Origin of the sequence: Streptomyces achromogenes, assembly GCF_030816715.1 — a bacterium.
Lineage (GTDB): Bacteria > Actinomycetota > Actinomycetes > Streptomycetales > Streptomycetaceae > Streptomyces > Streptomyces achromogenes_A.
The window spans coordinates 2,657,078-2,679,410 of the sequence record NZ_JAUSYH010000001.1 but is presented as its reverse complement, the minus strand read 5'-3'; the positions used below and the strand labels follow the sequence as shown (position 1 = coordinate 2,679,410).

The 22,333-nt window shown below is 72.9% G+C and carries 21 protein-coding genes; 10 read left to right on the top strand and 11 right to left on the bottom strand.

Features of this window, described 5'->3' with window-relative positions; all coding sequences use genetic code 11:
- The first annotated feature begins 23 nt into the window (after positions 1-23).
- The 3 genes from QF032_RS12095 to QF032_RS12085 all read left to right on the top strand — a co-directional run bounded on the left by QF032_RS12095 (position 24) and on the right by QF032_RS12085 (position 2,660).
- A complete protein-coding gene (locus QF032_RS12095) occupies positions 24-1,025 on the top strand; it encodes a Gfo/Idh/MocA family protein (RefSeq protein ID WP_307042240.1) in 1,002 nt (333 codons plus the stop codon).
- A gap of 134 nt (positions 1,026-1,159) precedes the next feature.
- A complete protein-coding gene (locus tag QF032_RS12090; RefSeq protein WP_307055977.1) occupies positions 1,160-1,792 on the top strand; it encodes a TetR/AcrR family transcriptional regulator in 633 nt (210 codons plus the stop codon).
- A 130-nt stretch (positions 1,793-1,922) separates the two neighbouring features.
- Entirely contained in the window at positions 1,923-2,660 is a 738-nt protein-coding gene (locus QF032_RS12085) for a bifunctional DNA primase/polymerase (protein WP_307042237.1), read from the top strand.
- 72 nt (positions 2,661-2,732) lie between these two features.
- Here the strand turns inward: QF032_RS12085 and QF032_RS12080 are convergent, their stop codons facing one another.
- Genes QF032_RS12080 through efeO form a run of 4 tightly spaced genes read right to left on the bottom strand, consistent with a single transcriptional unit; the run spans position 2,733 to position 7,010 of the window.
- The gene (locus tag QF032_RS12080) at positions 2,733-3,755 is read right to left on the bottom strand and encodes a hypothetical protein (protein WP_306952888.1); all 1,023 of its coding nucleotides are present in this window, start codon (positions 3,753-3,755) and stop codon (positions 2,733-2,735) included.
- A complete protein-coding gene (efeU, locus tag QF032_RS12075) occupies positions 3,694-4,587 on the bottom strand; it encodes an iron uptake transporter permease EfeU (protein WP_307042235.1) in 894 nt (297 codons plus the stop codon). The genes QF032_RS12080 and efeU overlap by 62 nt, the downstream gene beginning before the upstream one ends.
- A 3-nt stretch (positions 4,588-4,590) precedes the next feature.
- Positions 4,591-5,844, bottom strand: coding sequence for an iron uptake transporter deferrochelatase/peroxidase subunit (gene efeB / locus QF032_RS12070; protein WP_306952890.1), 1,254 nt, complete (start codon positions 5,842-5,844; stop codon positions 4,591-4,593).
- A gap of 26 nt (positions 5,845-5,870) precedes the next feature.
- On the bottom strand, positions 5,871-7,010 hold the full coding sequence (gene efeO / locus QF032_RS12065; protein ID WP_307042233.1) for an iron uptake system protein EfeO: 1,140 nt from the start codon (positions 7,008-7,010) through the stop codon (positions 5,871-5,873).
- 258 nt (positions 7,011-7,268) lie between these two features.
- Between efeO and QF032_RS12060 the strand changes: the two genes are divergently transcribed.
- Complete coding sequence (locus QF032_RS12060; RefSeq protein WP_306952892.1) at positions 7,269-7,913, top strand: PhzF family phenazine biosynthesis protein; 645 nt, start codon at positions 7,269-7,271, stop codon at positions 7,911-7,913.
- A gap of 105 nt (positions 7,914-8,018) precedes the next feature.
- A complete protein-coding gene (locus tag QF032_RS12055) occupies positions 8,019-8,225 on the top strand; it encodes a hypothetical protein (RefSeq protein ID WP_307042231.1) in 207 nt (68 codons plus the stop codon).
- A gap of 130 nt (positions 8,226-8,355) precedes the next feature.
- Here QF032_RS12055 and map read toward each other — a convergent pair whose 3' ends face one another.
- Entirely contained in the window at positions 8,356-9,213 is an 858-nt protein-coding gene (gene map, locus QF032_RS12050) for a type I methionyl aminopeptidase (protein WP_307055976.1), read from the bottom strand.
- 57 nt (positions 9,214-9,270) lie between these two features.
- Between map and QF032_RS12045 the strand changes: the two genes are divergently transcribed.
- On the top strand, positions 9,271-9,504 hold the full coding sequence (locus QF032_RS12045; protein WP_306952897.1) for a hypothetical protein: 234 nt from the start codon (positions 9,271-9,273) through the stop codon (positions 9,502-9,504).
- Here the strand turns inward: QF032_RS12045 and QF032_RS12040 are convergent, their stop codons facing one another.
- Together QF032_RS12040 and QF032_RS12035 are read right to left on the bottom strand one after the other, a co-directional pair.
- Positions 9,505-10,839: an MFS transporter gene (locus QF032_RS12040; RefSeq protein ID WP_307055975.1), complete on the bottom strand. Its 1,335-nt coding sequence runs from the start codon at positions 10,837-10,839 to the stop codon at positions 9,505-9,507.
- A gap of 60 nt (positions 10,840-10,899) precedes the next feature.
- Positions 10,900-11,502 carry a hypothetical protein gene (locus tag QF032_RS12035; protein ID WP_307055974.1) on the bottom strand — a complete coding sequence of 201 codons (603 nt, stop codon included), beginning with the start codon at positions 11,500-11,502 and terminating at the stop codon, positions 10,900-10,902.
- Positions 11,503-11,604: 102 nt separating this feature from the next.
- Here QF032_RS12035 and npdG point away from each other — a divergent pair, with 102 nt between their 5' ends.
- Positions 11,605-12,333, top strand: a complete 729-nt coding sequence (gene npdG / locus QF032_RS12030) for an NADPH-dependent F420 reductase (protein ID WP_306952900.1) — start codon at positions 11,605-11,607, stop codon at positions 12,331-12,333.
- Between the two features lie 63 nt (positions 12,334-12,396).
- Complete coding sequence (locus QF032_RS12025; protein ID WP_306952901.1) at positions 12,397-12,615, top strand: hypothetical protein; 219 nt, start codon at positions 12,397-12,399, stop codon at positions 12,613-12,615.
- Here the strand turns inward: QF032_RS12025 and QF032_RS12020 are convergent.
- On the bottom strand, positions 12,605-13,405 hold the full coding sequence (locus QF032_RS12020; protein WP_307042222.1) for a site-2 protease family protein: 801 nt from the start codon (positions 13,403-13,405) through the stop codon (positions 12,605-12,607). The two genes, QF032_RS12025 and QF032_RS12020, sit on opposite strands and share 11 nt — an antisense overlap.
- 187 nt (positions 13,406-13,592) lie before the next feature.
- On the opposite strand from QF032_RS12020, the gene QF032_RS12015 reads away from it, so the two are divergent.
- A complete protein-coding gene (locus QF032_RS12015) occupies positions 13,593-17,492 on the top strand; it encodes an AfsR/SARP family transcriptional regulator (RefSeq protein WP_307055973.1) in 3,900 nt (1,299 codons plus the stop codon).
- 83 nt (positions 17,493-17,575) lie between these two features.
- Here the strand turns inward: QF032_RS12015 and QF032_RS12010 are convergent, their stop codons facing one another.
- The 3 genes from QF032_RS12010 to panB all read right to left on the bottom strand — a co-directional run bounded on the left by QF032_RS12010 (position 17,576) and on the right by panB (position 20,480).
- A complete protein-coding gene (locus QF032_RS12010; protein WP_307042216.1) occupies positions 17,576-18,394 on the bottom strand; it encodes an ABC transporter permease in 819 nt (272 codons plus the stop codon).
- The gene (locus QF032_RS12005) at positions 18,391-19,419 is read right to left on the bottom strand and encodes an ATP-binding cassette domain-containing protein (protein WP_307042214.1); all 1,029 of its coding nucleotides are present in this window, start codon (positions 19,417-19,419) and stop codon (positions 18,391-18,393) included. The genes QF032_RS12010 and QF032_RS12005 overlap by 4 nt, the downstream gene beginning before the upstream one ends.
- 185 nt (positions 19,420-19,604) lie before the next feature.
- Entirely contained in the window at positions 19,605-20,480 is an 876-nt protein-coding gene (panB, locus tag QF032_RS12000) for a 3-methyl-2-oxobutanoate hydroxymethyltransferase (RefSeq protein WP_307055972.1), read from the bottom strand.
- A gap of 181 nt (positions 20,481-20,661) precedes the next feature.
- Here panB and QF032_RS11995 point away from each other — a divergent pair, with 181 nt between their 5' ends.
- Positions 20,662-22,254, top strand: a complete 1,593-nt coding sequence (locus QF032_RS11995; protein WP_307055971.1) for an MFS transporter — start codon at positions 20,662-20,664, stop codon at positions 22,252-22,254.
- Positions 22,255-22,333: the final 79 nt, after the last annotated feature.

Sequence of the window (22,333 nt, the reverse complement as noted above, 5' to 3'; positions counted from 1 at the left end):
ACGGCACGAGGGCGGGGCGCGGTATGACGACGGACACGGTGCGGTGGGGAATCCTGGCGACCGGCGGGATCGCCGCCGCGTTCACCGCGGACCTGATCGACCTGCCCGACGCCGAGGTCGTGGCCGTCGCCTCACGCACCGAGGCGTCCGCGAAGGCGTTCGCCGACCGGTTCGGCATACCCCGCGCGTACGGCGACTGGGCCGCTCTCGCCGCCGACGAGGACATCGACGTCGTCTACGTGGCCACCCCGCACGCCGCCCACCGCGTCGCCGCCGGACTCTGCCTGGAGGCCGGGCGGAACGTGCTGTGCGAGAAGGCGTTCACGCTGAACGTGCGCGAGGCCGAGGAACTCGTGGGGCTGGCCAGGTCGGGCGGCCGCTTCCTCATGGAGGCCATGTGGATGTACTGCAACCCGGTCATCCGCCGTCTCAAGGCCCTCGTGGACGACGGTGCGATCGGCGACGTCCGCACCGTGCAGGCCGACTTCGGCCTCGAGGGGCCCTTCCCGCCCTCGCACCGGCTGCGCGACCCCGCCCAGGGCGGCGGCGCGCTCCTCGACCTCGGCGTCTACCCGGTCTCCTTCGCCCACCTGCTGCTCGGCGAGCCGTCGGGCATCGCCGCCCGGGCGGTCCTGTCCGCCGAGGGCGTCGACCTCCAGACGGCGCTGGCCCTGTCCTGGGACTCCGGTGCGCTCGCCGCACTGCACTGCTCCGTCTCCGGCGGCACCGGCACCACCGCCTCGGTGACCGGCTCGCGCGGCCGCATCGACGTCCCGGCCGGCTTCTTCCACCCCGACCGGATCGTCCTGCACCGCGCCGGGCACGACCCCGAGGAGTTCGCCGCCGACCCGGCCGACGGACCGCGCACCACGTTCCGGCACGAGGCCCGCGAGGTCATGCGCGCCCTGCGGGCCGGCGAGACCGAGTCCCCGCTCGTCCCCCTCGACGGCAGCCTCGCCGTCATGCGGACCCTGGACGCCGTCCGGGAGCAGATCGGGGTGCGCTACCCCGGCGAGGACGCCTGACCACGCGACGGGCAGCCGGACCACCCGCCGAGCAACCGCGACCACGCGCCGAGCCGCCTGAACACCCACGGGGGCGCCTTCGCCCGACACGGTTACCGAGACGGGCCGTCTCACCCGCTTGGTACCGTCGGAGCATGGTCACCCAGCCCGCAAAGCCGGCCCCCGACACCGCCCGCCGCAGCGAACGGTCACGGCTCGCGATCTACGACGCCGCCCTCGCCCTCGTCGTGGAGGTCGGCTATCCGAAGACCACCATCGAGGGCATCGCCGCCCGGGCCGGCGTCGGCAAGCAGACCATCTACCGCTGGTGGGGTTCGAAGGCCGACGTCCTGCTGGAGGCCTTCCTCGACCTCGGCGAACAGGCGGCGCGGGACGCGGGGGCGGCGGAGCACGAGCCGTACGCCATCCCCGACACCGGCGATCTCGCCGCCGACCTCAAGGCCGTGCTGCGGGCCACCGTCGACCAGCTCTTGGACCCCAGGTTCGAGGCGCCCTCCCGCGCCCTGGCCGCCGAGGGCGTGGTCGACGAACAGGTCGGCCGCGCGTTCACGGCGAAGCTCCTGGAGCCGTCCCTCCAGCTCTACGCGGACCGGCTGCGCGCCGCTCAGGAGGCCGGTCAGGTCCGTGCCGACGTCGACCCGCGCATCGCTCTCGAGTTCTTCGTCTCGCCGCTCGCCCAGCGCTGGCTGCAGTACACCGGCCCGATCTCCTACGAGTACACCGACACCCTCGTCGACTACGCCCTGCACGGCCTCGCCCCACGGTGAGCCGACACCACATGGGTCACTCTGGCCCCACCCGTCCCACCTGCCCCGATTCATGGCTCCGGCCCCCCGATGCGCAGGATGGTGGGACCATGAGGCATGCTGTCCGCACCACAGCGAGGCGAGGGGACAGATGAGCGCGGAGTTCGGCGGCCGGACCGGCCTGTGGGGCAAACTCTCGGAGTGGCTGCGCACGAGCGGCCCGACGGAAGCCGCGGGCGAAGGCGGCCGTGAAGCCCTGCTGCTGGCCGCCGCCGGAGCGGGTCTCCCGCTCGCGCCCGCCGCGCATCCGGCCCCCGGCTACGGCTGCTCCTGCGACCGCGTCGGCTGTCCGACCCCGGCCAGGCACCCGGTGTCGTTCGCCTGGCAGACGCAGTCCACCACCGACCGCGCCCAGATCGAGCGCTGGGCCCGCCATCAGCCGCAGGCCAACTTCATCACCGCCACCGGCATGACGCACGACGTCCTCGACGTGCCCGTGGAAGCCGGCCGGGCGGCCCTCGAGCGGCTGCTGGTCGCCGGCGTCGAGGTCGGCCCGGTCGCCGTCAGCGACGACGGACGGCTGCTCTTCTTCACCCTCACCCGCGGCACCCCCGAGGACGAGGACGAGTGGTGGCCCTGTGAGCTGGACTGCCACCCCGAGACCATGGACGAGCACCCCGGCCTGCGCTGGCACTGCCGGGGCTCCTACGTCCTCGTGCCGCCCGCCCGGCTCCCCGGCGACGACGACCAGAGCGTGCACTGGCTGCGCGGTCCCGAGCACCCGCTGCCCGACCCGCTCACGCTCCTGGAGATCCTCACCGACGCGTGCGCCCGCCACGCCGGCGAGAGCCCGGACCACAGCGCCGGCGCCTGGCCCCTGCACCGCTGAGCGCCCGGGCCCCGGACCCGTCGCCGGGCCCGTCCCTGTCCCGCCTCCTCGTCCGCGCCGTGCGGCGGGGCGTCACTCGCCCTTCGCCGTGGTCAGCCCCTCGAGTCGGCTGAGCAGCGACACCTTCCCCCCGGCGGAACCCTTCGCGGGGGCCAGCGCGACCTCGTTGGCGACGAACTCCATCGTCAGCGACTGCTTGATCTCACCCGTCGTCAGCGCCCGCACGTTCTGGTTCGGGGTGGGCACGGCGGCGCCCGTCGCGGCCGTCTGCTTCACGTAGTGGTGCGTGGTGAAGAACACCAGCGCCCCGCCGTCCGCGGTGCGCAGCGCCAGCGGCGCGTAGTCGCCCTCGGTGAGCTGCTCGTCGATGTACTGCGTCGCGAGCCCCGGCCGGCTGGCGTTCTTCGCGCGCGTGGCGCGCAGCGCGCTGGTGTACGCGCCGTCCGCGAACGCGCCCCCGCCGGTCCGCAGGTACTCGGTGTAGTCCTGGCTCAGGTCCTCGGGCGCGAGCGCCAGCCGGGAGGTGTCGGCCGGCACCGCCTGCGCCCAACCGTCCTCGTCCTTCTCGAACTTCGGCAGCGAGCCCGGCGCCACCAGCGTCAGGTACGTCGCCCGCCACGGCTGCGACAGCGCGTCGCGGGTGAACACCAGCAGCCAGCGCGCGTCACCGCCCTTGTTGCCCTTGGCGTCGGCGACGAACCAGCGCGGCCAGCCCGCCTTCTCGGGGATCGTGTACGACACGTCCGACAGCACCAGCGGCTTGTGCTCGGGGTTGCCGTCCGGATGGTTGGCGCGTCCCGCCTTCAGGCGCGCCGCGTCGATGGCCCGGAGGGCGCCGGTGGTGTACTCCGCGTCCAGGGAGGCGTCGTACGCCGCGTCCGCCTCGTTGTACGCGGACGTGAACCGGTCGACCGCCCGCGCGGCCTCCTTCGCCGTGGCGCCCGGGAGCACCTCGCGCTCCCCGTGGACCACCACGCAGCCGCTCGCCAGGAGCGAGACGGCGGTGAGCGAGGCCGCGGTCAGCGCGTACCGGTCACGCCTTCGGGGCCTGCGCCTGCTCGGAGCTTCGGTCCTCAGGCTGCGTTCCCTGCTCATCAGGTGACTTCACCCTCCCCTTCCCGGAGGCGAACCCTACCGGGGCGAGGAACAGCGCGAGCGTCGGGATCAGGTAGAGCAGCCACACCGTGACCTGGACGACCGTCGGATCGGGCTGGAAGTTGAACACGCCCTTCAGCAGCGTCCCGTACCAGCTGTCGGGCGGGATCGTGTCGCTGACGTCGAAGGCTTTCTCCGTCAGGCCCGGAACCCAGTCGGCCTCCTGGAGGTCGTGGACGCCGTACGCGAGGACGCCGGCGGCCACCACGACGAGCATGCCGCCCGTCCAGGTGAAGAACTTCGCCAGGTTGATCCGCAGCGCCCCGCGGTAGAACAGCCAGCCGAGCAGGACGGCCGTCGCGAGGCCCAGCGCCGCGCCGATCAGCGGGCGCGGGGTGCCGTCGCCGGCCGCGTGCACGGACGTCCACACGAACAGGGCCGTCTCCAGGCCCTCCCGGCCGACCGCGAGGAACGCGGTGGCGACCAGCGCGCCGGTGCCCATGGCGAGGGCCGCGTCCAGCTTGCCGTGCAGCTCCGCCTTCAGGTGCCGGGCGGTGCGCCGCATCCAGAACACCATCCACGTCACCAGCGCGACCGCGACGATCGACAGGGAGCCGCCGAGCGCCTCCTGCGCCTTGAACGTCAGCTCCTGCGAGCCGAATTCGAGGACGAAGCCGAAGCCCATCGCGATGAGCACCGCGACGGCGACGCCGGCCCACACCGGCTTCAGCGCGTCGCGCCGCCCGGTCTTCACCAGGTAGGCGATGAGGATGCAGACGACGAGGCTGGCCTCCAGGCCCTCGCGCAGTCCGATCAGGTAGTTGGAGAACACGCGCTACGCCTCCTTGGAGAACAGCGTCCGGCCCCACCAGTCGTCCTTGTCGCGGACGCCCGGCGGGACGGCGAAGACGGCCGAACCCACATGCTGGATGTACTCGTTGAGCGCGTCGGTCGCCAGGTGGCGCTGGATGCGGACGAATCCGTTGCTCACGTCGCGCATGTAGGCGAGGAAGAACAGCCCCGCCTCCAGCCGGCCCAGACCGTCGGTGCCGTCGGTGAAGGAGTAGCCGCGGCGCAGGATCGTCGACCCCTGGTTGGAGTCGGGGTGCGCGAGCCGGACGTGCGCGTCGGGCTTCATCGCCTTCAGGAACGGCTCGTCGTGTTCCTTCGCCTTGCCCACCGGAGCGCCTTCGCCCTTGTCGCGGCCGAAGATGTCCTCCTGCTCCTGCAGCGAGGTGCGGTCCCAGGTCTCGATGTGCATGCGGATGCGCCGGGCGACGAGGTAGGAGCCGCCCGTCATCCAGTCGGGACCGTCCTTCTCGCCGACCCACACGAACTTCTTCAGCCGGTCGGTCTCGGTGCCCGCGATGTTGCGGGTGCCGTCCTTGAAGCCCATCAGGTTGCGCGGGGTCTGCGCGTCCGGTGTGGTGGAGGAGGTCTTGCCGAAGCCGAGCTGCGACCAGCGGATGACGACCTTGCCCATGCCGATGCGGGCCAGGTTGCGGATCGCGTGCACGGCGACCTGCGGATCGTCCGCGCAGGCCTGGACGCACAGGTCGCCGTTGCTGCGGGCCGCGTCGAGCGCGTCCCCGGCGAAGGCGGGCAGGTCGACGAGGGCGTCCGGCCGCCGGGCGGCGAGGTCGAACTTCGTGAACAGGGAGGGGCCGAAGCCGACCGTCAGCGTCAGCCGGGACGGCTTGAGGCCCAGCGCCTCGCCGGTGTCGTCCGGCGGCGCCTCGGGAAGGCCGCCGAACGCGCCCTCGCCGACCGCCTTCCCGGCCGTCATCCGGCGGGCGGCCTCGGTCCAGTCCTTCAGCAGCCGCACGAACTCGGCGCGGTCCGTGGTCGTCACGTCGAACGCGGCGAAGTGCAGCCGGTCCTGTACGGGCGTGGCGATGCCCGCCTGGTACGCGCCGTGGAAGTCGACCGCGGCGCCCGCGTCGGCGGCCACCGGGTCGACGTCGTTGCCGGTGCGGGTCATCGCGACCGCGCCGCCCGCCGCGGCGGCGCCGAGCGCGAGCCCGGCCCCGCCCCAGCCGATCAGCGACCGTCGCGACGGGCTGGCGCCCTGGTTGTCCGACTCCGTCATGTCCTGGCCCCTCGGATGCTGTTCGGTTACTTGGCGACGGCGGCGGCGAGCTTGGACAGGGGCTCCGCGAGTGCGTTGACCCCGTCCGACAGCTTCTTGCGGTCGGCGGCGCCGACCTTGTCGTACGCGGTGAACTCGTAGGACGTGGCGTTCGGCCGGTAGGCGTCCAGCAGCGCGTTCAGCGCGGCGAACTGCTTGTCCAGCTCGGTGACCAGGGCCGGGTCGTTCTCCTTGGCGACCGGCTTCAGCAGCTCGTACGACTGCTGCGCGCCCTCGACGTTGGCCTTGAAGTCGACGAGGTCGGTGTGCGAGTAGCGCTCCTCCTCGCCGGTGACCTTGCCGGTGGCGACCTCGTCGAGGAGTTCCTTGGCGCCGTTGGCCATGGAGGTCGGGGTGATCTCGGCCTTGCCGACCCGCTTCTGCCAGTCGGTCAGGTCGGTGACCAGCTGGTCGGCGAGGGTCTTCTCCTCGGCGCCGATCTTCTTGTCCTGCCAGAGGGCCTTCTCCAGCCGGTGCCAGCCGGTCCACTTCTGGCCGGCCTCCAGGCCGTCGGCGCGGACGTCGACCTTCGGGTCGATGTCGCCGAAGGACTCCGCGACCGGCTCGGTGCGCTCCCAGCCGATGCGGGAGGGCGCGTAGGCCTTCTTCGCGGCCTCGAGGTCGCCGGCCTTGACCGCCGCGACGAAGGTCGCGACCTTGGGCAGCGTCTCGTCGGCCTGGGCCTGCGCGTAGGAGCGGTAGGCGGCCACCGCCTTGTCCAGCCGGGGATCGCGCTTGGCCGCGGAGCCGCCGGTGACCTTGAGGTCCTGGCGGATGCCGTCGCCCTTCATGCCCGGCTTGCACGCGATCTCGTAGGTACCGGCCTTCACCTCGGCGGTGACCCGCTGCTTGGTGCCGGGGCCGATGTTCTCGCGCTCGCTGACGACCCGGTCGTCCGGGAAGAGGATGTAGACCTCGGTGACCTTGGAGCCCTTGTTCTCGATGGCGAGCTCGACGTGGCCGGCGGAGATCTCCTTCTTGGAGGTCTCGCACTTGGAGTCGGTGGCGGTGACCGCGATGACCCGCTCGCCGTCCTCGTCCCCGCTTTTCGAGGTGCAGGCCGTGACGGCGGTCAGGGCCGTCGCCATGGCGACGGCGGTGACGACGGAGTGTCGGGCGGCTCGCATTCGGGCTCCCAGCGGTGGCTGAAAAATCACGTGACAGGGCTCACACGGATTGGTGAGGCTCGCCTAACTTATCCAAGGCTTACCTGCGTAATACCCGTCCGGGCCGTGATTCAGCTCTCATAGACGCTGTAAGAGCACGAGCGGATCACGAACTCCCAAAACAGACGTCAAGGGAAAGTCAAAGGAGATTCAAAGATTCCGTTTTCCCGGCCGCCGGGACCGCACGTTCGCCGCTGCCGGCAGTGCTTCAATTCCCCGGTGACTGATTACGACGTGCTCCGCGTCTTCTGCGCGCCGAACGGCGGCTACGGCAACGAACTGGGCGTGGTGCGTGAAGGCTCGGTGCTGCCCGAACGCGAGGACCGTCAGGAGCTCGCGGCCAAACTCGGCTTCAGCGAGACCGTGTTCGTCGACGACCCCGAGCGCGGCGTCATCGACATCTACACCCCCACCATGCGGCTGCCGTTCGCGGGCCACCCGTGCGTGGGCGCCGGCTGGCTGCTCGACGTCCCCGAGCTCGTCACCCCCGCCGGGGTCGTCGGCGCCCGCCAGGACGGGGAGTTCACCTGGATCGAGGCCCGCGCCGAGTGGGCCCCGCCGCGCACCCTGCGCCAGTACGCCACCGCCGCCGAGGTCGACGACCTGCCGGTGCCGCCGAAGGGCGAGTGGATCTACGCGTGGGCCTGGGAGGACGAGCCCGCGGGCCGGATCCGCGCCCGCGGCTTCCCCGGCCGGGACGACGGCATCGAGGAGGACGAGGCGACGGGCGCCGCGGCGCTGCTGCTCACCGAGCGCCTCGGCCGAGCCCTGAACATCACCCAGGGCGCGGGCTCCCAGATCCTCACGGCCCCCCAGCCGTACGGCTGGGTGGAGATCGGCGGGCGGGTGTTCCTCGAGCGTTGAGCCCTCGGGCGGTGCGTCGGCGTCCGTACGGGTGGTGTGGCGTGTGCGCGCGGAGGCGAACGGGGACCACTGGGCGAGACCGCTCAGCCCCGTGAGAGGAACACCATGCGCATCCGTTCAGCCCTCGCCGCCACCGTCCTGGGCATCGCCCTCGCCGCCGCCGGCGCGACGACCGCCACCGCCGACGAGGGTCCCCGCGAGCACCACCACCACTTCGGCGGGGACAAGGGCGTCTGCAGCCCCTACATCGGCGCGGTGGACACGGTCTCGGCCGACATCTTCTGGGCCGGCAAGCACTGCGACCGCTTCTGACCCGACCCGACCTGACACGCCCCGAGCCGACGGACACGCCGAACGGGCCCCCTCGCGGAACAGCGAGGGGGCCCGTTCGGCGTACCGGCTTCCGGCGCCCGGCATCCCGCGCCCCGCGCCCGGCGTCCGACTACGGCAGCGTCAGGATCTCCGCGCCGGTGTCCGTCACGACGAGCGTGTGCTCGAACTGGGCCGTCCGCCTGCGGTCCTTGGTCACCACGGTCCAGCCGTCGTCCCACATGTCGTACTCGTGGGTGCCGAGCGTCAGCATCGGCTCGATCGTGAACGTCATCCCGGGCTGGATGACCGTCGTCGCGTGCGGACTGTCGTAGTGCGGGACGATCAGCCCGGAGTGGAACGACGAGTTGATCCCGTGGCCGGTGAAGTCCCGCACCACCCCGTACCCGAACCGCTTCGCGTACGACTCGATGACCCGCCCGATGATGTTGATCTGCCGGCCGGGCCTGACCGCCTTGATCGCCCGCTCCAGGGACTCCCGGGTCCGGTCCACCAGCAGCCGCGACTCCTCGTCCACGTCCCCGACCAGGTACGTGGCGTTGTTGTCGCCGTGCACCCCGCCGATGTACGCCGTCACGTCCAGGTTGACGATGTCGCCGTCCCGCAGCACCGTCGAGTCCGGGATGCCGTGGCAGATCACCTCGTTCACGCTCGTGCACAGGGACTTCGGGAAGCCGCGGTAACCGAGGGTCGACGGGTAGGCGCCGTGATCGCACATGTACTCGTGCGCGACCCTGTCCAGCTCGTCGGTGGTGACGCCCGGTGAGATCAGCTTCGCCGCCTCCGCCATCGCCTGCGCGGCGATCCGGCCGGCCCGGCGCATCGCCTCGATCGTCTCCGGCGTCTGCACCTCCGGCCCGGTGTACGGCGTCGGCGCGGGCTTGCCGACGTACTCGGGCCGGCGGATGTTTCCGGGCACCGAACGGATGGGGGACAGCTCGCCTGGGACGAGCAGTGACTGGCCAGACATGCCAGTGAGTCTAACGAGCGGGCATGGGGGAACATGACGATGGCGAGAGGAGCCGTCATGCCCCTGTTCAAGAAGCGGACCGCCGGCAAGCCGGGCGAGTGGTACTACTGCCTGGAGCACAAGAAGGTCGAAGAGGGTCCCGACTGCCCGGGCAAGGACCGCTTCGGTCCCTACGCCACCCGTGGGGAGGCCGAGCACGCGATGGAGACCGCCCGCGAGCGCAACCTCGAGTGGGAGAACGACCCCAAGTGGCACGACGCCCCCAAGGGCGGCGCGCCGGACGGCGGCTGATCAGCCGCCGTCCGGCGCCGACGAGGGCGCGGTGGCGGCGCGCCGCGCGCGCAGCCGCACCGCGTGCTCGTTCGTCCGGGCGTCGTACGTCATCAGCCCCGGCAGGCACACCGCCAGCAGCCCCACCGCGCCCACACACAGCAGACCGCCCGACCAGACCGAGGTCCGCACCCCCAGCCAGGCCGCGACGCCGCCGCCGCGCAGCTGGCCGACCGTCGGCCCCACCGAGTAGGACAGCAGCTCGATCCCGGCGAGCCGCCCGCGCAGCTCGTCCGGGATCGTCTGGTTCCACATGGCCCCCCGGAAGATGCCGCTGACCATGTCGAAGCCGCCCGCGAACGTCAGGCACAGCAGCACCAGCCACACGTTGCCGACGAGCCCCGCGAGGGCGATCGCCCCGCCCCACAACGCGGCCGACAGCGCCACCACCCGGCCGTGCCGGTGCACCCGTGACGTCCAGCCGCTGGTCAGGCTCACCAGCAGCGCCCCCGCCGGGACGGACGCGTACATCAGGCCCAGCGACCACTCGGCGTGCAGCTCGTCCGCGAGGAACGGCAGCACGGCGAGCGGCATCGCGAGGGTCATCGCGGCGAGATCGACCGCGTACGTGCCGAGCAGCTCCTTGCGGCCCCAGGCGTACCGGGCGCCCTCCGCGATGGCCCTCAGCGAGGGACGGGCCGCCTCGTGGGAGGCCGGGGACGCGGCGATGCCCACCATGAGGGCGACCGACACCACGAAGGTCAGCAGGTCGACGGCGTAGGCCCAGCCGAGCCCGGCGTACGCGACGACGACGCCGGCGAGGGCCGGTCCGGCCACCCCGCCCACGGTCCACCGCAGCGCGTTCAGCGAGGCGGCCGCCGTCAGATGCTCATGGGCGACGATCCGCGGCCACAACGAGTCCAGCGCGGGCCGCTGGACGGAGACGAGAGCCGAGGAGAGAGCCGCGACGACATACAGCGGCCAGAGCGCCGGGCCCGGCAGTACCGCGTTGACCAGCAGCACCGCGCTGAGCAGCCCCTGCCCCGCCTCGGTCCACACGATGAGCCGCCGCTTGTCCCAGGCGTCCGCGAGCGCGCCCCCGTACAGCCCGAACACCACGAGCGGCACCAGCTCCACGGCCCCGATCGCGCCGACCGCGGCGGCCGACCCGGTCAGCTCCTTCACCTGCACCGGCAGAGCCACGAAGGTGAGGAAGGTCCCGAACCCGGAGATCGTCCCCGACACCCACAGCCGCCGGAAGTCCGTGGACGCCCGCCAGGGGGCGAGGTCGGGAAGCAGCGCACGCAGACCGGAGGGCGGGGGAGGGGCAGCGGTCAGGGCTTCGTCGTCGGTCACGAGGGGCCATGCTCGGCCGTCGCCGGAGAGAGCGGCAACCGCATTTCTCCGGCGGGGCGGTCACCAGGCGGGAGGGGGCGGCGCCGTCAGGCGGTCGGCGAGGTGGGAGAGCCGGTCGCGCAGCCGTCGGCGCCCGCGGGCCGGCGGCAGCGTCTCGCCGGCCGCCGCGCTCACCAGGTGCTGCACCGTGTCCAGGTCCAGCGCGGAGCCGTCCGGGACGGCCAGCGTCTCGTGCGCCAGGGCCGTCAGCTCCGCCTCGCCGACGCCGACGCCGAGCGCCAGGATCGTCACCCCGGCCCGCCGGGCGTCCGACACCCGCTCCAGCAACGGCGCGTCCCCCGCCGGCGTCGCCACCAGCAGCGTCTCACCGCGCCGCGCCGCCTCGATCCGGCCCAGGCCGACCGCCAGATGCGCCGGGTCCGACGGGCGGGGGTGGTGGCGCACCAGCGTCGGCGCCAGCTCCGGAGTGCCCGACCACGCCGCCTCGTCCACCAGATGCGCCGTCAGATGCCAGGGCTCGTAGCGGGCCGAGCCGACCAGCAGCAGCCCGCCCCCGTGCGACACCACCGACCCCCGCAGCACCGCGGCGAACCGCCGGGTGGCCCCCAGCCACTCGGTCCCGGCGAGCACCTCACGCAGCAGTGCGACCCGTACGGCGTCCATGCCGCCGCATGCTGTCGTAGTACGGCCACCGCCGGCCGGCGATCGCCCCGCGTTCACCCGACCTGGGGAAGACCGCCGCGCACCCCCACGTAAAGTCGGCCCATGACCTCTACCGACAGTGCACGAAACGCCTCCGCGGGCGCGCCGGCGAAGGCGCCCGCGAAGGACCCGTGGGACCTCCCCGACGTCTCCGGACTGGTCGTCGGCGTGCTCGGCGGCACCGGGCCGCAGGGCAAGGGCCTCGCCTACCGGCTCGCCAAGGCCGGCCAGAAGGTGATCATCGGCTCGCGCGCCGCCGACCGCGCCCTGGCCGCGGCCGAGGAGCTCGGCCACGGCGTCGAGGGCGCCGACAACGCCGAGACCGCGCGGCGCAGCGACATCGTCATCGTCGCCGTCCCGTGGGACGGCCACGGCAAGACGCTGGAGTCCCTGCGCGAGGAACTCGCCGGCAAGCTCGTCGTCGACTGCGTCAACCCGCTCGGCTTCGACAAGAAGGGCGCCTACGCGCTCAAGCCGGAGGAGGGCAGCGCCGCCGAGCAGGCCGCCGCCCTGCTGCCGGACTCCCGGGTCGCCGCCGCGTTCCACCACCTGTCGGCGGTCCTTCTCCAGGACCCGGAGATCGACGAGATCGACACCGACGTGATGGTGCTGGGCGAGGAGCGGGCGGACGTCGAGATCGTGCAGGCGCTGGCCGGCCGCATCCCCGGCATGCGCGGCGTCTTCGCGGGCCGGCTGCGAGGCGCCCACCAGGTGGAGTCCCTGGTCGCCAACCTGATCTCGGTCAACCGCCGCTACAAGGCCCACGCCGGGCTGCGCGTCACGGACGTATGAGCGCATGGGGGACACTGGTCGGAGCCACCCCGGCAGTGTCCCCCCGACAGGAGAACCGCCCCCATGTCCCCCCTTCCCCCGCCCCGCCCGGCCCGGCGGCTCGCCCTCTACAGCCTCGTCGTCTGCGTGCTCGCCGTGGCCGCGGCGGTCGTCTCCTTCGTCCAGGGCAGCTTCCTGGGCATCGTCTGGGTGCTGCTCGCGGGCCTGTCGTCCAACATGACCTGGTACTACCTGAAGCGCGGCAAGGTCCGCCGGCCGGCCGACGCCGACGTCACGGGCTGACCGCGCAGTATTCGTTCGTGCCCTCCCAGAAGCGGTACAGCGACTGACCGCAGTACGTGTCGAAGTCGCTGATCCCGAGAGCGCGCAGTACCGCGTCGACCATGTCGAAGAACACGCCGTTCACCGCCGGCACCCACAGCAGTGCGAACACGAACAGCAGCCCGAACGGCGCGAACGGCTCCACCTGCCGCTTCACGTTGTACGACAGCCAGGGCTCGATCACCCCGTAGCCGTCCAGCCCGGGCACCGGCAGGAAGTTCAGGATCGCCGCCGTGACCTGGAGCAGGGCGAGGAAACCGAGCGCGTACCGGAAGTCGGCCGGCACCCCGTCCAGCGCGTCCAGCCAGAACGGCGCCGTGCACACCACCGCGAACAGCACGTTGGTCAGCGGCCCCGCCGCCGAGATCAGGCTGTGCCGCCACCGCCCGCGGATCCGCCCGCGCTCGATGAAGACGGCGCCGCCCGGCAGTCCGATCCCGCCCATGATCACGAAGATGACCGGCAGCACGATGCTGAGCAGGGCGTGCGTGTACTTCAGCGGGTTGAGCGTCAGGTACCCCTTCGCGCCGACCGAGATGTCCCCGCTGTGCAGAGCGGTGCGGGCGTGCGCGTACTCGTGCAGACACAGCGACACGATCCACGCCGCCGTCACGAACAGGAACACCGCCACACCCGGCCGCTCGGCGAACCCGGACCAGGTGGCCCAGCCGGTGACCGCGGTGACGGCCAGGATCCCCAGGAAGACGGGACTGACCCGCCGTTCGCTGCGGCGGGAGGTGGCGGTGGTCATGGAGCCCCCTGGATCGGTTCGCGCGTCCGGCACGCGCAGGTGGAACTGCCCGACCGTACCCGGACGTGGCATACAGGAGAAACGTCCCGTCCACGCCCTCGGTTCCGGCGCGGCCGGCCTCCCGCGCGGCGGCCGCCCGCGCCACCCCGGCAGAACCCCGTGACCGACCACGATCCCACCGGAGAGAATGAACCCCGTGCGCTATCGCATCCTCGGCACCACCCAGGCACTCCGTCCGGACGGAAGCTCCGTCGCCGTCGGCGGAGCGCGGCTGCGCGCGCTGCTCACCGTGCTGGCCCTGCGGGCCGGCCGGAGCGTTCCGGCGGGGCTGCTGGTGGAGGAGGTCTGGACGGGTGACCCGCCCGCCGACGCACAGGGCGCGCTGCAGGCGCTGGTCGGGCGGCTGCGCCGGGCCCTCGGGGCGGACGCGATCGACTCCGCCGAGGGCGGCTACCGGCTGGCCGCCGCCCCCGACGACGTCGACCTGCACCGTTTCGAGCGGCTGACCGGCGACGGCGTCCGCGCCCTCGCCGACGGCGACCCGGCGAAGGCGGCCGTCCTCCTGGACGACGCGCTCGCCCTCTGGCACGGACCGGCCCTCGCCGACCTGCCCGACCGGACCGCCGAGGCCGGCCGCTGGGATGCCCGCCGGCTCGACGCGCTGCGTGCCCGCCACACCGCCGCGATCGCCCAGGGCCAGGCCGGGCAGGCGCTGCCCGAGCTCACCGCCCTGTGTGACGCCCACCCCCTGGACGAGCCCCTCCAGGCCCTGCGCCTGCGCGCCCTGCGCGACGCGGGCCGCACCGCGCAGGCGCTGGTCGCCTACGACGAGGTACGCAGACTGCTGGCCGACCGCCTCGGCGCCGACCCGGGCCCCGAACTGCGCACCCTCCACACGGAGTTGCTCAACCCCGGGGACATGGACGCCACCGACGTCCCGAACGCCTCCGGCGGCCCATGGCTCACGCGCGACGCCGGAGCCGGAAAGGGGGCGGCAGGCGTCCCGGGCGGTCCGGGGAGCTCTCGTGACGCCGAGGTTCCCCATGGCTCGGGTGCCGCGGGTGGTCGCGGGCGTTCCGGTGTCCCGGGCGACCCGGGATCTTCCCGCGTCCCGGGGGACGCTGAGGGCTCCCTCGACTGCGGTGTGCCGGGCGGTCCGGGGGGCTCTCGCGACCCCGGGCTCTCCCGCGGCTCTGGCGTCTCCCCCGACGTCCGCGGGGTCGACCGTCCCGACGGGTCGGACCGTTCCGACGGCTTCGGCGGCACGGGCGGCCTTGACGGCACCGGTGGCACGGGCGGCACCGGTGGTTTCCGCGGGCCCGGCGGGCCGGAGCGGCACGCCTTCTCCGGTGTTCCTGGGCGCCGTACGGCGGCCGAGAGCGCCGAGCGAGCGGGGAGGCCGGAGAGTGTGGCCCCCGGCGACGTGGCCTCCGCCCTCCCGCGGCCGGCCGCCTCGGGTCCCGTCGGCCCGGGTCCCGTCGGCCCGGGTGCCGGGACCTCGGGACCGCAGGCCGCCGGCAACCTCCGCGCCCGGCTCACCTCCTTCGTCGGCCGGGAGGACGACATCGCGGCCATCCGGGAGGACCTGGCCGGCGCGCGGCTCGTCACCCTGCTCGGGCCCGGCGGGGCCGGCAAGACACGGCTGTCGCAGGAGGCCGCCGAGACCGTACGGCACATCGCGAGCGACGGCGTGTGGCTGGCCGAGCTCGCGCCCGTCGCCGCCCCGGATGCCGTGCCGCAGGCCGTCCTCACCGCCGTGGGAGCCCGCGAGACCGTGCTGTACGGCGCCGGCGCGGAGGAGCTGCGGGCCGCCGCCGAACGCCACGGCGACCCCGTGGAGCGCCTGGTCGAGCACTGCGCCCGGCGCCGCATGCTGATCATTCTCGACAACTGCGAGCACGTGGTGGAGGCGGCCGCCCGGCTCGTCGAGGAACTGCTGGCGCGCTGCCCGCGGGTGACGGTGCTGGCCACCAGCCGCGAGCCGCTCGGCGTGCCCGGTGAGCGGCTGCGCCCGCTCGATCCGCTGCCCGAGCCCACCGCCCTGCGGCTGCTCGCCGACCGCGGTGCGGCCGCCCGGCCGGGCTTTCGCACCGAGGACGACCCCGAGGCCTGCGCCGAGATCTGCCGGCGTCTGGACGGTCTGCCCCTCGCCCTCGAACTGGCCGCCGCGCGCCTGCGCATGCTGACGCCACGCCAGATCGCCGACCGCCTCGACGACCGCTTCAGGCTCCTCACCTCCGGCAGCCGCACGGTGCTGCCGCGCCAGCAGACCCTGCGGGCCGTCGTCGACTGGTCCTGGGACCTGCTCGACGCGGACGAACGCGATGTCCTCGCCCGGTTGTCGGTCTTCGCGCGCGGCTGCGACCTCGCCGCCGTGGAAGCCGTGTGCGGCGCAGCCCCGAACCGAGGCGGGGACGGCGGCGGGGACGGCCGCGGTGACGTGCGGGACGCCCGCGCGGGCCGGCCGCCCCGCGAACTCCTCGACACCCTCGCCTCGTTGGTCGACAAGTCCCTCGTCGTCGCTGCCCCGGCGCCCGGCGGGGACATGCGCTACCGGCTGCTGGAGACGGTCGCCGAGTACGCGGCCGAGCGGCTGGACGAGTCGGGCGGACGGGCCGCCGCCGAGCGCGCACACCTGACGTACTACCGCGAGTTCGCCCGCACCACCGAGCCGTTGCTGCGCGGTCCCGGTCAGCGCGAGGCCGCCGAAAGCATCCAGCTGGAGTACGAGAACCTGCGCACCGCGCTGCGCCGCGCGGTCGCCGCCCGCGACGAGCAGGAGGCGCTCAGCCTGACGCTGTCCCTCATCTGGTACTGGCAGATGCGGGACCTGCGCCTCGAGGCGGGAGCCTGGTGCGCCGAGGTCATGGCCCTCGGCCCCGACCCCTTCGCCGAGCCGCTGCGCCGGGCGGCCCCGGTGTGGAAGCCCTGCACCGACTCCCCGCCGCCGCTCACCGGCGAGACCCTGCTGGAGGCCCGCCGTGGCGTCCATCTGGCCCATCTGGCCTGCCTGGAGAACCAGTTGGACGACTGGCAGACCCCGGCGGCGCAGCGCAAACTGACCCTGATCGCGAAGGCCTACGAGCCCGGTCTCCCGCAGACCTGCCGGGCGCCCGGCCTGCTCTGGTTCTTCGCCGTGATGCTGACCGGCGACACGGACCGCATGCGCGTCATCGTCGACGCCAACGTGGACACCTGCCGCCGCACGCCCGGTTTCGAGTGGGAGCTCGCCTCCTGCCTGCAGATGCGCGCGAACATCCTCGCCAACCGGGCCGACTGGGCCGGCAACGCCTTCCGCGACGCGGACGAGGCCCTGGAGATCTACCGCCGTCTCGGCGACGTGTGGGGCATCGTGGAAGCCCTGTCCGCGCGCGCCGAAGCGCATGAGCGGCTGGGCGACTACCGCCGCGCCGCCGCCGACTACGTGGTCGCGAGGACGCACGCCGAGCAGATCGGCGCCCGCGCCCAGTCGGCGGTCCTCGGAGCCCGGCTGGGCAGCGTGCTGCTGGAGGCGGGCGACGCGGAGCAGGGCGAGCGCCTGCTGCGCGAGGTGATCGACGGGCCGGCGCACGGCGGCAACGAGGCCGTCCCCGCGGCCCGTCTCTTCCTGGCCGGCTGGCTCGGCTCGACCGGGCGCATCGCCGAGGCGCGCGAACAGCTCCGGCTGCTGCGCGAGTGCTTCAGCTTCGGCAACTTCGCGGTCTTCGACGCGTTCATCCTGGGCGCGGAGGCCTGGCTGGAGGTGGTAGACGGCCGGTACGAGCAGGCCCTGCCCGGGATCCGCGCCGCCCTCGGCCGGGCGACCGACCCGGTGTCCCGGGCCGTCGCCCCGCACCTGTGCTCCTTCTACCTCGCCATCGCCGCCACCGCCCTCATCGGCCTGAACGACGGCGCGGACGCGGCCGCCCGCTGTCTCGGAGCCGCCGCCGCCCTGCTGCCGCCGCGCCACGTCTTCCCCCGTCTGGAGCGCGAGGCCCGTGAACTCGCCCTGAGCCGCACGCGCGCGGCGCTCGGCGACGAACGCTTCGAGCGGGCGTACGCCGAGGGCGGCGGCCTCTCCTACGAGGAGGCCACCGCCCTGGTGTGACGTGTCCGGAGGGGCCCGCCCGCGTCGTCCCGGCCCGCATCGTGCAGGCCCGCATCGTGCCGGCCCGGCGCACTGTCCGCGGCTCAGGTCTTCGTGCGGAACGTGTGGATCGCGATCGGCGCCATCACCGCGGTGAGCCCCGCCGACCAGGCGAGGGTCACCCACAGGCCGTGCGCGACCGGACCGCCCACCATGAGTCCGCGCGCCGCGTCGGCGAGCGCGGACAGCGGGTTGTACGCGGTGAAGTTCTGCAGCCAGCCGGGCATCGACCGGGTCGGCGCGAAGATCGACGAGCCGAACTGCAGCGGCATCAGCACCAGGAAGCCCATCGCCTGCACGGACTGCGCGCTCTTCATCACCACGCCGAGGGTGAGGAACACCCACATCAGGGCCGAGCCGAACACCGTGGCCAGTCCCACGGCGGCGAAGAGACCGGGCCAGTGGGTGATGTCGAAGCCCACCAGGACGGCCACCACCATGAGGATCGCGCACGCGACCAGCATGCGCATCAGCTCCACGGCGATCTTGGCGAAGAGCACCGAGCCCCGTCCGATGGGCAGCGACCGGAAGCGGTCCATGACCCCGGAGTTGAAGTCCGTGTTGAAGCCGGTGCCCACGCCCTGCGCCATGTTCATCCCCATCATGGCCAGCAGGCCGGGAATGACGTACTGCACGTACGCCTCCTGACCGCCGCCCAGCGACTGCCCGATGGAGCCGCCGAAGACGTACACGAAGAGCAGGGTGAAGATCACCGGGAAGAGGACCGCGTCGAACATCGACTCCGGGTCCTGTCTGATCCACAGCAGGTTGCGGCGGATCAGCGCGCCGGTGTGCCGCAGGTGGCTGCGCAGCGGGATGCGCGCGTCGGCTGCCGTGCTGATGTCGATCGTGGCCGCGCTCATACGGCGACCTCCTCGCGGGTCTCGGTGGGCCTGGCGTCGTTCGGGGTGGAGCCTGCGAGGTGGCCGGTGAGGGAGAGGAACACCTCGTCCAGGCTGGGCAGTTCGGTGGTGAGGGAGGTCAGGGTGACGCCGCGGGCGCTGACCGCGCCGATGACGGCCGTCAGTTGCTCGTCGCTGAGTACGGGCACCAGGACCGAGCCGCGTTCGGCGTCCACGGCGGTGGCGGCGAGCCCGGTGATGCCGAGCTCGTCGAGCCAGCCGGCCAGCGGTCGCAGTTGCAGCGGGTCGGCTGGCCGGATCCGCAGGGTGCGGCCGCCGACCCGGGCCTTCAGCTCCTCGATGCCGCCGCCCGCGATGACCTTGCCCCGGTCGACGACGGTCAGCTCGGAGGCGAGCTGCTCGGCCTCCTCCATGTACTGGGTGGTCAGCAGCACGGTGACGCCGTCCCCGACCATGGACTTGACCTCCGTCCACACCTCGTTGCGGGTGCGGGGGTCGAGCCCGGTGGTGGGTTCGTCGAGGAACAGCACGTTCGGCCGTCCGATCATCGACGCGGCGAGGTCCAGCCGTCGCCGCATGCCACCGGAGTAGGTGGCCACGGGCCGCCTGGCGGCCTCGGTGAGCGAGAACCGCTCCAGCAGCTCGTCGGCACGCGTCCGCGCTTCCTTGCGCGGCAGGTCGAGCAGCCGCCCGATGAGGTACAGGTTCTCCCATCCGGGGAGCTTCTCGTCGACGGAGGCGTACTGACCGGTGAGGCCGATCACCCGGCGCAGCTGCCGGGGCTGCGCCGCGACGTCGTAGCCGGCGACGGTCGCCCGGCCGCCGTCGGCGGCCAGCAGGGTGGACAGGATCCGCACGAGGGTGGTCTTCCCGGCGCCGTTCGGCCCGAGGACCCCCATCACGGTGCCTTCGCGGACATCGAGGTCGACCCCGTCCAGTGCCTTGGTCTCGCCGTAGTGCTTGACCAGCCCCCGGACGGTCACGGCGCTGCCCGCGCCGCTGGGGTTGTGGTGGATTCGCGTCATGCCGCAACAGTGGCGACCCCCGCCGACAGACCTCCGACAGCCCGCCGACACCTGGCCGCCGGCGCCTGCGGGAGCCGACAGACCGCCTACAGACCGCCTACAGCGCGCCGACCGGGTGGACGCGGCCGGGGGAGACTCCGGTCCCGGAGCAGAGGCCCGGCGTCCACCCGGTCGGCGCGGGAGGCTCAGTGCACGCTGTGCTCGTCCAGCGGGAACGTGCCGCCGACGACGTCCTCTGCGAACGCCTTCGCCGCGTCGCCCATGACCTGCCGCAGGTTCGCGTACTGCTTGACGAACTTCGGCACCCGGCCCCCGGTCAGCCCGAGCATGTCGGTCCACACCAGTACCTGGGCGTCCGTCTCCGGACCGGCGCCGATGCCGACGGTCGGGATGTGCAGCACCCGCGTGACCTCGGCCGCCAGCTCCGCCGGGACCAGCTCCAGCACCACCGCGAACGCGCCCGCGTCCTGTACGGCCTTGGCGTCCCGCAGGAGCTGCTGGGCCGCCTCCTCGCCGCGCCCCTGCACGCGGTAACCCATCGCGTTCACGGACTGCGGGGTCAGGCCGATGTGCGCCATCACCGGAATGCCGGACTCGACGAGGAGCTCGATCTGCCGGTGCGAGCGCTCGCCGCCCTCCAGCTTCACGGCCCCGACCCCGGCCTCCTTCACCAGGCGCGTCGCCGAGCGCAGCGCCTGCACCGGACCCTCCTGGTAGGAGCCGAACGGCAGGTCGCCGACGATCAGCGCACGGGAGGTGCCCCGTACGACCGCCGCGGACAGCATGGTCATCTCGTCGAGGGTGACGGGCACAGTCGTCTCGTAGCCGAGGTGGCAGTTGCCCGCCGAGTCGCCCACGAGCATCACGGGGATCCCGGCCTCGTCGAAGACGGAGGCGGTCATCGCGTCGTAGGCGGTGAGCATGGGCCACTTCTCGCCGCGTTCCTTGGCGAGGGCGATGTCGCGGACGGTGATACGGCGGGTGCCCTTGCCCCCGTACAGCGCGTTGCTGCCGTCGGTGGGTTTCTGCGGGACATTCCGGGCAGCCGAGAGCTGCGTCATGGCAACGGCTCCTAACGTCATCTCGAGGCGCCCTCACGGCGTCCCCGGACCACTGCCCATGGTGGCACTTCGCCCGGGCGAGAGCCAGAGCGCCCCCTGTGGGTAAAACCTCAGTAAGAAACGCGCTCCCGCTTTCCGATACGAGACGGGTCCGTATCGGAAACGTCCTAAGCTCGGCGCCATGACTACTCCTGCCGTCCCCACCGCTCCGCGGATACCGGAAGCGGTGCACCGGCGTCGTTGGGCGATCCTCGGCGTCCTGATGCTGAGCCTGCTGATCGTGGTGCTCGACAACTCGATCCTGAACGTCGCGATCAAGACGATCTCGACGCCCGCCCCGACCGGCCTCGGCGCCACCCAGAGCGAGCTGGAGTGGGCGATCAACGCCTACACGCTCGTCTTCGCGGGACTGCTGTTCTCCGCAGGGCTCCTCGGCGACCGGATCGGCCGCAAGAAGGTCCTGCTCGGCGGGCTCGCCGTGTTCGGCATCGGCTCCGCGCTCGCGGCCGAGTCCGGCTCGCCCGCCCAGCTCATCGCCTTCCGCGCGCTGATGGCCCTCGGCGCCGCCTTCGTGATGCCCGCGACCCTCGCCGTCCTGATGAACGTCTTCGAGCGCGAGGAGCAGCCCAAGGCGATCGGCATCTGGGCGGGCGGCGTCGGGCTCGCCATCGCGATCGGGCCCATCACCGGAGGTCTGCTCCTCGCGCACTTCTGGTGGGGCTCGGTGTTCCTCATCAACGTGCCCATCGTGCTGCTCGCGTTCGGGCTGATGATGTGGCTGGTGCCCGAGTCCCGCGACCCGAACCCCGGCCGCCTCGACCCCGTCGGCGTCGCCCTGTCGGTCGTCGGCCTCGTGCTGCTCGTCTACGGCATCATCAAGGGCGGCGAGCTGGCCGACTTCACCGACCCGACCGTGCTCGTGACCATCGGGGCCGGACTGGCGGTCCTCGCCGCGTTCGTGGTGTTCGAGAAGCGCAGCGACCATCCGTCGGTCGACGTCGGGTACTTCCGGAACAAGGTGTTCTCGGCCGCGATCTCCGTCATAGCGCTCGTCTTCTTCGCGCTCATGGGCGTGACCTTCTTCTCGGTCTTCTACACCCAGAGCGTGCGCGGCTACTCGCCGCTGCAGACCGGCCTGTTGCTGCTGCCGCTGGCCGCCGCCCAGCTGATCTTCGCGCCGCGCGCCCGGCTCGTCGTGGACCGCATAGGGGTCAGGGCCACGACCACGGCGGCGATGCTCCTCCTCACCGCGACGCTGGCGGCGTTCGCCCTGCTGGAGGCGGACACCCCGATCTGGCTGCTGGAGGTCGTCTTCTTCTGCATGGGCGCCGGCATGGCCCACATCATGACCCCGACCAGCGTGGTCATCATGCAGGCCCTGCCCCGGGAGAAGGCCGGCTCGGCCTCCGCGCTGAGCAACACCTTCCGCCAGGTCGGCGGCGCGCTCGGCATCGCCGTCCTCGGCTCGGTGCTGTCCACGTCGTACCGCGACGGCATCGAGGGCAGCCTCGGCACGCTGCCGGAGGGCCTGCGCCACACGGCCGGCGAGTCGATCGAGGCGACGCTGGGGGTCGCCGCGAGCCTCGGCGACCGGGGCAGGGCGCTGGTCGGCCCCGCCAACGACGCCTTCCTGCACGCCATGCACGTCACCGCCCTGTGCGGGGCCGGGGTGGCGCTCGTGGGCGCGGCCGTGGTCGCCGCGTTCCTGCCGGGCCGCCCGAAGCCCGTGCCCGCCGACGCGGAGGAGGAGCAGCCGGCCCGGACCACGTCGTAGTGGCCGGTGGGCGGGTGCGGCAGGGAGTCGCCGCATCCGCCCGCCCCGTGGGCGACAATTCCCCAGTGCGACGAAAGGA

Coding starts and splice junctions, on each gene's coding strand:
- QF032_RS12095 (WP_307042240.1), top strand. CDS start 24: ATGACGACGGACACGGTGCGGTGGGGAATCCTGGCGACCGGCGGGATC.
- QF032_RS12090 (WP_307055977.1), top strand. CDS start 1,160: ATGGTCACCCAGCCCGCAAAGCCGGCCCCCGACACCGCCCGCCGCAGC.
- QF032_RS12085 (WP_307042237.1), top strand. CDS start 1,923: ATGAGCGCGGAGTTCGGCGGCCGGACCGGCCTGTGGGGCAAACTCTCG.
- QF032_RS12080 (WP_306952888.1), bottom strand. CDS start 3,755: ATGAGCAGGGAACGCAGCCTGAGGACCGAAGCTCCGAGCAGGCGCAGG.
- efeB (WP_306952890.1), bottom strand. CDS start 5,844: ATGACGGAGTCGGACAACCAGGGCGCCAGCCCGTCGCGACGGTCGCTG.
- efeO (WP_307042233.1), bottom strand. CDS start 7,010: ATGCGAGCCGCCCGACACTCCGTCGTCACCGCCGTCGCCATGGCGACG.
- QF032_RS12055 (WP_307042231.1), top strand. CDS start 8,019: ATGCGCATCCGTTCAGCCCTCGCCGCCACCGTCCTGGGCATCGCCCTC.
- map (WP_307055976.1), bottom strand. CDS start 9,213: ATGTCTGGCCAGTCACTGCTCGTCCCAGGCGAGCTGTCCCCCATCCGT.
- QF032_RS12045 (WP_306952897.1), top strand. CDS start 9,271: ATGCCCCTGTTCAAGAAGCGGACCGCCGGCAAGCCGGGCGAGTGGTAC.
- QF032_RS12035 (WP_307055974.1), bottom strand. CDS start 11,502: ATGGACGCCGTACGGGTCGCACTGCTGCGTGAGGTGCTCGCCGGGACC.
- npdG (WP_306952900.1), top strand. CDS start 11,605: ATGACCTCTACCGACAGTGCACGAAACGCCTCCGCGGGCGCGCCGGCG.
- QF032_RS12025 (WP_306952901.1), top strand. CDS start 12,397: ATGTCCCCCCTTCCCCCGCCCCGCCCGGCCCGGCGGCTCGCCCTCTAC.
- QF032_RS12020 (WP_307042222.1), bottom strand. CDS start 13,405: ATGACCACCGCCACCTCCCGCCGCAGCGAACGGCGGGTCAGTCCCGTC.
- QF032_RS12015 (WP_307055973.1), top strand. CDS start 13,593: ATGAACCCCGTGCGCTATCGCATCCTCGGCACCACCCAGGCACTCCGT.
- QF032_RS12010 (WP_307042216.1), bottom strand. CDS start 18,394: ATGAGCGCGGCCACGATCGACATCAGCACGGCAGCCGACGCGCGCATC.
- QF032_RS12005 (WP_307042214.1), bottom strand. CDS start 19,419: ATGACGCGAATCCACCACAACCCCAGCGGCGCGGGCAGCGCCGTGACC.
- panB (WP_307055972.1), bottom strand. CDS start 20,480: ATGACGCAGCTCTCGGCTGCCCGGAATGTCCCGCAGAAACCCACCGAC.
- QF032_RS11995 (WP_307055971.1), top strand. CDS start 20,662: ATGACTACTCCTGCCGTCCCCACCGCTCCGCGGATACCGGAAGCGGTG.